Source organism: Sagittula sp. S175 (assembly GCF_049800975.1).
Taxonomy (GTDB): Bacteria; Pseudomonadota; Alphaproteobacteria; order Rhodobacterales; family Rhodobacteraceae; genus Sagittula.
Genome location: NZ_JBNAGB010000024.1, coordinates 73,726 through 81,698 on the forward strand (window position 1 = coordinate 73,726; position 7,973 = coordinate 81,698).

A 7,973-nucleotide genomic window follows, 5' to 3' on the forward strand; every position below is an offset into this window, starting at 1 on the left:
CTGCCAGCGTCATGAAATGCGGGGTAAGGACGCCAAAATGGGTCCATCGCCTCGTGGTATCGCCTTGAACAGGATAAGGGATCGAAAACATGGGTAAGGTTATCGGCATCGACCTCGGGACCACCAACTCCTGCGTCGCCATCATGGACGGCTCGCAAGCCCGGGTGATCGAAAACGCAGAGGGCGCGCGCACCACGCCGTCCATCGTGGGCTTCACCGAAGACGAACGGCTGGTCGGTCAGCCGGCAAAGCGTCAGGCAGTGACGAACCCCGAAAACACCGTCTTTGCAGTCAAGCGCCTGATCGGCCGTCGCACCACCGACCCGGAGGTGACGAAGGACAAGGACATCGTTCCGTACAAGATCGTGGACGGCGGCAACGGCGACGCATGGGTCGAAATCCGTGGCGAGAAGTTCTCGCCCTCGCAGATCTCGGCCTTCACGCTGCAAAAGATGAAGGAAACCGCTGAATCGTACCTCGGCGAGGAAGTGACCCAGGCGGTCATCACGGTTCCGGCCTATTTCAACGACGCACAGCGTCAGGCCACGAAGGACGCGGGCAAGATCGCGGGCCTCGAAGTGCTGCGCATCATCAACGAACCGACCGCGGCCGCGCTGGCCTACGGTCTCGACAAGAAGGACGCGAAGACCATTGCCGTGTATGACCTCGGCGGCGGTACTTTCGACGTGACCATCCTCGAGATCGACGACGGCCTGTTCGAAGTGAAGTCGACCAACGGCGACACCTTCCTGGGTGGCGAAGACTTCGACATGCGGATCGTCAACTACCTGGCGGACGAGTTCAAGAAAGAGCACTCGGTCGACCTGCGCAAGGACAAGATGGCGCTGCAGCGTCTGAAGGAAGCTGCGGAAAAGGCCAAGATTGAGCTGTCCTCAGCAACCCAGACCGAGATCAACCAGCCGTTCATCTCGATGGGCTCGGGCGGCACGCCGCTGCACCTCGTGATGAAGCTGACCCGCGCCAAGCTGGAAAGCTTGGTGGGTGATCTCATCAAGGCGTCGATCAAGCCCTGCCAGGCGGCCCTGAAGGACGCAGGCCTGACCACCTCCGACATCGACGAAGTCGTGCTGGTCGGCGGTCAGACCCGTATGCCGAAGGTCATCGAAGAGGTGACCAAGTTCTTCGGCAAGGAGCCTCACAAGGGTGTGAACCCGGACGAAGTCGTCGCCATGGGCGCCGCCATCCAGGCCGGTGTTCTGCAGGGTGACGTGAAAGACGTGGTTCTGCTCGACGTTACCCCGCTGTCGCTGGGCATCGAGACGCTGGGTGGTGTCTTCACCCGCCTGATCGACCGCAACACGACGATCCCGACGAAGAAGTCCCAGGTCTTCTCGACCGCCGAGGACAACCAGAACGCCGTGACGATCCGCGTGTTCCAGGGTGAACGCGAGATGGCTGCCGACAACAAGATGCTCGGCCAGTTCAATCTCGAGGACATCCCGCCCGCGCCGCGCGGCATGCCGCAGATCGAAGTGACCTTCGACATCGACGCCAACGGCATCGTGTCGGTTGGGGCCAAGGACAAGGGCACCAACAAGGAGCAGAAGATCACGATCCAGGCGTCCGGTGGTCTGTCGGATGATGACATCGAGCGCATGGTGCGCGAGGCCGAGGAAAACGCCGATGCCGACAAGGCCCGCAAGGAGCTTGTCGAGGCGAAGAACCAGGCCGAGAGCCTCATCCACTCGACCGAGAAGTCGATCGAGGAGCATGGCGACAAGGTTGACCCCTCGACCGTCGAGGCGATCGAACTGGCACTGGCGTCGCTCAAGGACGACTTGGAGAAGTCCGATATTTCGGCTGACAAGCTGAAGGGCGGCATCCAGAACGTCACCGAGGCGGCGATGCGTCTGGGCGAGGCGATCTACAAGGCGCAGGCCGAAGGCGGCAATGACGACGTCGACATGGGCGGCTCCTCCCGCGGCGGCTCGGACGACGACAACATCGTCGATGCTGACTTCGAGGACTTGGGCGACAACAAGCGCGGCTGATCCCGCTCTCGGAACCACATCGAGGGGCCGGTCCGTACCGCCGGACCGGCCCTTTCGATTAGAGGAGGGCATGAATGTCCAAGCGTGATTATTACGATGTTCTGGGGGCAAAGAAGGGCGCTTCGGCGGACGAGCTGAAGAAGGCGTATCGCGCCAAGGCCAAGGAACTGCACCCGGACCGCAACAAGGATGACCCGACCGCCGAGGCCAAGTTCAAGGAAGTGAACGAGGCTTACGAGGTCCTGAAGGACGCTGACAAGAAGGCGGCCTATGACCGTTACGGCCATGCGGCGTTCGAGGGCGGCATGGGCGGTGGCCCGCGTCCGGGCGGTGGCATGGGGGGCAACCCCGACTTTGCCAGCGCATTTTCGGACGTGTTCGACGACCTGTTCGGCGACTTCATGGGCGGGCGGCAAGGCGGCGGGCGGCAACGCGCGGCGCGTGGTGCGGACCTGCGCTACAATCTGCGTGTGTCGCTGGAGGACGCGTTCTCCGGTCTCGCCAAGACGATCAACGTGCCGACCTCGGTCGCCTGCGGCCAGTGCAACGGCACCGGCTCCGAAGGCGGGTCCGAGCCCACGACCTGCCCGACCTGTTCGGGCATGGGCAAGGTGCGCGCGACCCAAGGGTTCTTTACCGTCGAACGGACCTGCCCGACCTGCTCGGGCCTGGGCCAGATCATCAAGAACCCCTGTGGCAAGTGCCACGGTGCCGGTCGCGTTCAGAAGGAGCGCGCGTTGTCGGTGAACATCCCGGCCGGCGTGGAAACCGGGACCCGGATCCGTCTGGCGGGCGAAGGCGAGGCGGGGATGCGCGGGGGGCCTCCGGGAGACCTGTATATCTTCATCGAGGTGGAGCCGCACAAGATCTTTGAACGCGAGGGGACCGAGCTTCATTGCCGCGTGCCCGTGTCGATGACCGACGCGGCGCTGGGCGGTGACATCGAGGTTCCGACCATCGACGGTGGCCGGTCGCGGGTGAAGATCCCGGCTGGGTCGCAGTCCGGTCGCCAGATGCGCTTGCGCGGCAAGGGCATGCCCGCCCTGCGTGGCGGTGTTGCCGGTGACATGTTCATCGAGCTGGCGGTCGAGACTCCGGTCAACCTGACGGCCCGGCAGAAGGAACTGTTGAAGGAATTCGACGAACTGTCGGAGGACAACAACCCCGAAAGCTCGAGCTTTTTCAGCTCGGTCAAGAACTTCTGGGATTCGATGAAGGGGTGAGGCGCGCCCGGAAGGGTGTCCAGTGGACACCCTTCAGCGCTGAACGCGGCTTTCGCAAGAAAGTCGCCGGGCCTGCGAAAAATCGTGTCGCGCCAGAATGGAACGAATCGCAAGGGGCCCGGGTTCAACCTGTGGGCCCCTTGTTTATGGATGATTGGACATGTTCGACTGGATCACGAGCCTTATCGACGGCATGGGGGCCTTTGGCATCGCCCTGCTGATGTTTCTCGAGAACGTCTTTCCGCCCATCCCCTCAGAGCTCATCATGCCTTTGGCCGGGTTCAATGCCGCTCGGGGCGACATGTCTTTGGTTCTGGTGATCGCGGCGGGCAGCGCAGGTTCTCTGGCGGGGGCGTACCTTTGGTACTGGATCGCGCGCAAGATCGGCTTTGACCGCATCTGCCATCTGTCGCAGAAACATGGCCGCTGGCTGTCGGTCTCTCCGGACGAACTTGACCGTGCGAATGGTTGGTTTGATCGCCACGATGGGAGCGCGGTGCTCTTTGGGCGACTGATCCCCACCATCCGGACCTTGATCTCGGTCCCCGCCGGGGTGCGCCGGATGCCGCGTGTGTGGTTTCTGGGGCTCAGCGCGGTTGGCACCGTAGGCTGGACCACCGCTCTGACCCTTGCGGGCTATTGGCTGGAGGGGGGCTATGATACGGTCAGCGAGTGGCTGAACCCCATATCCACGGCGGTGGTCGTCGGTTTGCTGGCGATCTACGTCTGGCGGGTCGTGACCTACAATCGCCGCGAGGAGAAGCGGCAGACGCAGGACGCGCGTTAACCGCCTGTTCACCAAGACGGGCGCAGGCTGTGGATATGAGCCGCATCCGCCATTTCTCTGATTCCCAAGCTGCGCTTTTTGCGCACGACGAGGTTCCCGAAGACGCGGGCCCCGAAGCAAAAGGGCAGCCATCCTATATCCGCGACCATCGGGCCCGCCTGCGCGAGCGTTTCCTTGTCGGGGGTGCCGATGCCTTGCCGGATTACGAGATGCTGGAACTTGTACTGTTTCGCGCCATTCCGCGTCGCGACGTCAAACCCCTCGCGCGGGAACTGCTGGAGGTTTTTGGTGATTTCAACGCGGTGCTGTCTGCGCCGGCGTCCCGTCTGGCCGAAGTGAAGGGCGTGGGCGACGCGGTGATCTGCGAATTGAAGATCATCGAAGCCGCCGCGCACCGGTTGGCGCAATCGCGGGTCATGAAGAAACCCGTGCTGAGCAGCTGGGCGGCCTTGCTGGAGTACTGCCAGACCTCCATGGCGCATCGCGACATCGAGCAGTTTCGCGTGCTGTTCCTTGACCGCAAAAACGTGCTGATCGCGGATGAGCTACAGGCCCGCGGTACGGTCGACCATGTCCCGGTCTACCCGCGGGAGGTCGTCAAACGGGCGTTGGAACTGAATGCGACGGCCATGATCCTTGTGCACAATCACCCGTCCGGCGACCCCACGCCTTCCGAGGCCGATATCGTCGTGACAGAGCAGATCCAGGCGGCCGCCGAGGCGCTGGGAATCGTCATCCACGACCACCTGATTATCGGCAAATCCTCGGAAATCAGTTTCCGGTCCGAGGGGTTGCTGTAGGGGGCTCTGCCCCCGCCGCTCCTGCGGAGCGACTCCCCCGAGGGTATTTCTGAAACCAAAGAAACAGGGGCCTCACCGCACCCATATCTCGACCCTGCGGTTGACTTCGCGACCCCAAGAGGTGTCGTCGCAGGCCATGGGCATGGCCTCACCAAAGGCGTCAGAGCCGATCTGGACGCGCTGCAGATCGGCAGTTTCAGCAGCCAGTTCCACGGCGATCCGCACGGCCTCGGCACGTCTTGCGGCGATCCTGAGATTGGCATCGGCAGGGCCCTGACCGTCCGAGAAGCCCACGAACAGCAACTGCCGCCCGTCGTAGGTTCCGGCCTCGAGCGCACGGGCCAGTTGCAGGACGTTGGAGCGCGACTGCGCGTCCAGACGCGACGATCCCGGTTCGAAGCGGAAGGATGTGGTGAGGCGGCGCAGTGGTGTCAGCGTCTTTGTCATGCGTTGCAGCTCAGCCAGGCCCGCGTTGCCCTCGGTGACAAGAATCGCGTTGGAAAATCGGTCGCCTTGCAGGTCGAGGCCGATCTCTTCGGGCGCCTGATCGACGAACCCGGCGCGGCGAATGACGATCTGGGCGGGAGGACTGCGGGTAAAGCGCAGGAAATCGCGCGCCAGCGCGGGCAGGCGGCGCGCCGGGATGTAAAGGAAGGCGGGCGCGGTGAGCGGGTAGTCTTCGGTTTTCACGGTGCGGCGGGCGGCGCGCATCTGGAACCCGCAGGGACCAGACAGCGGGAGGGGCTTCGTGTTGCCGATTTCGGAGAACGATGAGAGGCCTATGCCGAAAGGATCCTTGGCCACGGCTTCGGAAAGCGCCGTGTTGGATTTGTGCCGCGTGGCGGGGCCGAGGGCTGCGCGCGCGGGTTTCAGAAGGCTGTCCTGAATGCCCTGCGCGAGGCCCGAGGTCTCGTCACGCATATGCACGGTGATCGGAGCGTCGGGACCACCAAAAGCCTGCCAGTTGCTCTGCTTGCCGGAGAGGATCGCCACGAGGTCCGACAGCGACAGGCGATCCACCGGGTTTCCGGGCGCGACGATGGCCACCAGCGCATCCAGCGCCAGCACGGTCGAGCGGTTCGCCAGGGTGAGGTCACCGAGGCCGGCCTCGCGTGCCAGACGGGCTTCCTCTGTGCGGATTTCGCGCAAGGACATGACGATGTCCGCTTCGTCCGCCAGAAGGTCGGCAAAACCCTCGTCGGTATTGGTCACGCGAAAGTGGAACCGGCCCACGGGTTTTTCGGTCCGCAGGTTCGTCAGCGTGTATGTGAAATGCGTGTCGTCGTCTGGGGTCCGCTCGGCGGATAGACCGTTGCGCAGGGCAAAGGCCTCGATCAGCGCGGGCAGCATGACGCGGCCCAGCGTGGCAGAACCGGATATGCTGATTTCGGCGACGTAGTCGATGAGGGAGGGGCAGCCAATCCCTTCGCAGGAAACGCCGGAGCCATCCACCGTCAACACGCCGAACTTGGTGTCGATACGGTAGAACTGACCGTCGAAGCCCAGAAGATTCCCCTCGAGCTGAATGGACCCATCGCTCGAGCGCAGGGTGACGTCCTGTGCCGCAGCGGTGTTGGCAAAGGCCTGTACGCAGAAAAGTGCGGCGAAGATCGCCGCACGCCGGATGCTCATAAAGGCCCTCGTTCGCCTGTTCTTACCTCGAGGCGATTGTCAGGTCTTCGACGAGATTATTCAAGACCAGGAAGTCCCCCGAGCTGTCGCAACCCGGCATTTCCAGCGTCAGATTTCGGGTGCGCAGGTCATCATCCTCGCGGATTTCCAGTGTCTGCGCCTCGATCGTCTGGTCGCAGTTGGATGCCGTGATTTCTGCCTCGACCGTCAAGGCGATGGTCCCTGCGTGGGTCGCGGCGCCCTTGGGGAAGGAATAGACCTCGGCGCGGAGCGCTTCGGGCGACGTCGGGTCGCCAAGGACAGTCAGAAAACCACCGTCGCCGCGGGCCGTGGCGGACAGGTCGCCACGCGCGCCCGAGAAGACATGCCCGGCACCGAAGTATGCCGCGCCGAATTCGCGGGCGTGCAGCCCAAGCCCGGCGTCGCCCTTCCATTGAACGGCCACGCGATCATAAAGCGGCAGTGTCGGAACGTCGGTCATCGCGGTGGCCCCGGCGCCGGACGCGAAGGAGGCGATCACGAGTGCCCGTTCGGACAATGCAGGCAGGGTTGCGGACAGGGTGCCGTCCTTGCTCATGACCTGAGTGAACATCATGCCCTGGTGATGCAGGGTGACCCGCTCTGCACCGTGGCAGGGCGCAAGGAGCGTGACGTCGATCAGCGCGCCTGCGGCGGGCTTGGCTTCCATGGTCACGTCGCAGGCGAAACCGGTCGCAGCCTCGGTGCCGGGAGCGTCGGGCATGGCCTCTGCCAGAGGTTCGGCAGCGGCCAGTGTGACCTGCGGCGTCTCTGAAGGGATGGGCGCCGGTGCGGTGCTCGGCGGGCTGACGTAGGCGACAGGTGCAGCGCTTGCGGCAATGGGTGCGCCGGACAGGAAGGTGGGCGAGCCACCCGCAAAAGCGGCTTGCGGGCTTGCATTGCCCGAGACAATGGGGGCACGCGGCGCGCCGAGGCTGCTGGACGAGGTGGGGGTGATGCCGGTCAGGTCGACAGGACCCGTTGCAGCAGCCTGACGGGACATGCCCGGCAGCGTGTATTGCATGACATATCCAACCCCCAGGGCGCAGACGAGCGTCGCACCGGCCAGGACGAAGGATTTCTTGCGCTCCTTGATCTGCGTCAGCAGCGAGGAGGATTCGATTTTCGGCAGCTCGATCTTTGGCATCAGGGACTCCTGTCCTTAACGGTCAGCGTCTGAAATGGCACCGAATCGTGGCAGCTTTGGGGCGCGCAGGCGGATTTCTCACGGCTATTCGCCAATAGGATGAAACTTTGAACTGAAATTGGTTGAAATCGGGTCTTGGGCTGAGCCTGGCTCTGTTGCACAAATCCTGTGAGGGATTCATGTCGTGAATCCAGCGTGGTAGCTGGACGACATGAGCAGACCCACACCCCCGACCTACAAGACCAGGAACTGGCCAGCCTATAATGAAGCGCTCAAGCGTCGAGGCTCGCTGACAATCTGGTTCGATCCCGAGATGATCTGGGATGCTGCGCCGACCGGCAAACGCGGCCGACA

Annotated in this window: 6 protein-coding genes and 1 pseudogene; 5 read left to right on the forward strand and 2 right to left on the reverse strand. The window is 63.4% G+C overall.

Translation table 11 applies throughout. The features are described 5' to 3' along the window. Positions 1-89: 89 nt before the first annotated feature. The 4 genes from dnaK to radC all read left to right on the forward strand — a co-directional run bounded on the left by dnaK (position 90) and on the right by radC (position 4,822). On the forward strand, positions 90-2,012 hold the full coding sequence (gene dnaK, locus ACP16H_RS22015; RefSeq protein ID WP_425074382.1) for a molecular chaperone DnaK: 1,923 nt from the start codon (positions 90-92) through the stop codon (positions 2,010-2,012). A gap of 74 nt (positions 2,013-2,086) precedes the next feature. Beyond that, positions 2,087-3,235 (forward strand): molecular chaperone DnaJ, encoded by a 1,149-nt coding sequence (gene dnaJ / locus ACP16H_RS22020; RefSeq protein ID WP_425074383.1) that lies wholly within the window; start codon positions 2,087-2,089, stop codon positions 3,233-3,235. A gap of 160 nt (positions 3,236-3,395) precedes the next feature. Next, complete coding sequence (locus ACP16H_RS22025; protein WP_425074384.1) at positions 3,396-4,022, forward strand: DedA family protein; 627 nt, start codon at positions 3,396-3,398, stop codon at positions 4,020-4,022. Positions 4,023-4,057: 35 nt separating this feature from the next. Beyond that, complete coding sequence (radC, locus tag ACP16H_RS22030) at positions 4,058-4,822, forward strand: RadC family protein (RefSeq protein ID WP_425074385.1); 765 nt, start codon at positions 4,058-4,060, stop codon at positions 4,820-4,822. A 72-nt stretch (positions 4,823-4,894) separates the two neighbouring features. On the opposite strand, the gene ACP16H_RS22035 is transcribed toward radC, so the two are convergent. Then, a complete protein-coding gene (locus ACP16H_RS22035) occupies positions 4,895-6,454 on the reverse strand; it encodes a phosphate ABC transporter substrate-binding/OmpA family protein (RefSeq protein WP_425074386.1) in 1,560 nt (519 codons plus the stop codon). 22 nt (positions 6,455-6,476) lie between these two features. Then, positions 6,477-7,619, reverse strand: a complete 1,143-nt coding sequence (locus ACP16H_RS22040; RefSeq protein ID WP_425074387.1) for a translocase — start codon at positions 7,617-7,619, stop codon at positions 6,477-6,479. Positions 7,620-7,830: 211 nt separating this feature from the next. Between ACP16H_RS22040 and ACP16H_RS22045 the strand changes: the two are divergent. Beyond that, positions 7,831-7,973 (forward strand): annotated as a pseudogene (locus ACP16H_RS22045) (IS5/IS1182 family transposase); the annotation flags it as partial.

What these genes read in the sequence shown, in the direction of transcription:
- dnaK (WP_425074382.1), top strand. Translation starts at nt 90, where the DNA reads ATGGGTAAGGTTATCGGCATCGACCTCGGGACCACCAACTCCTGCGTC.
- dnaJ (WP_425074383.1), top strand. Translation starts at nt 2,087, where the DNA reads ATGTCCAAGCGTGATTATTACGATGTTCTGGGGGCAAAGAAGGGCGCT.
- ACP16H_RS22025 (WP_425074384.1), top strand. Translation starts at nt 3,396, where the DNA reads ATGTTCGACTGGATCACGAGCCTTATCGACGGCATGGGGGCCTTTGGC.
- radC (WP_425074385.1), top strand. Translation starts at nt 4,058, where the DNA reads ATGAGCCGCATCCGCCATTTCTCTGATTCCCAAGCTGCGCTTTTTGCG.
- ACP16H_RS22035 (WP_425074386.1), bottom strand. Translation starts at nt 6,454, where the DNA reads ATGAGCATCCGGCGTGCGGCGATCTTCGCCGCACTTTTCTGCGTACAG.
- ACP16H_RS22040 (WP_425074387.1), bottom strand. Translation starts at nt 7,619, where the DNA reads ATGCCAAAGATCGAGCTGCCGAAAATCGAATCCTCCTCGCTGCTGACG.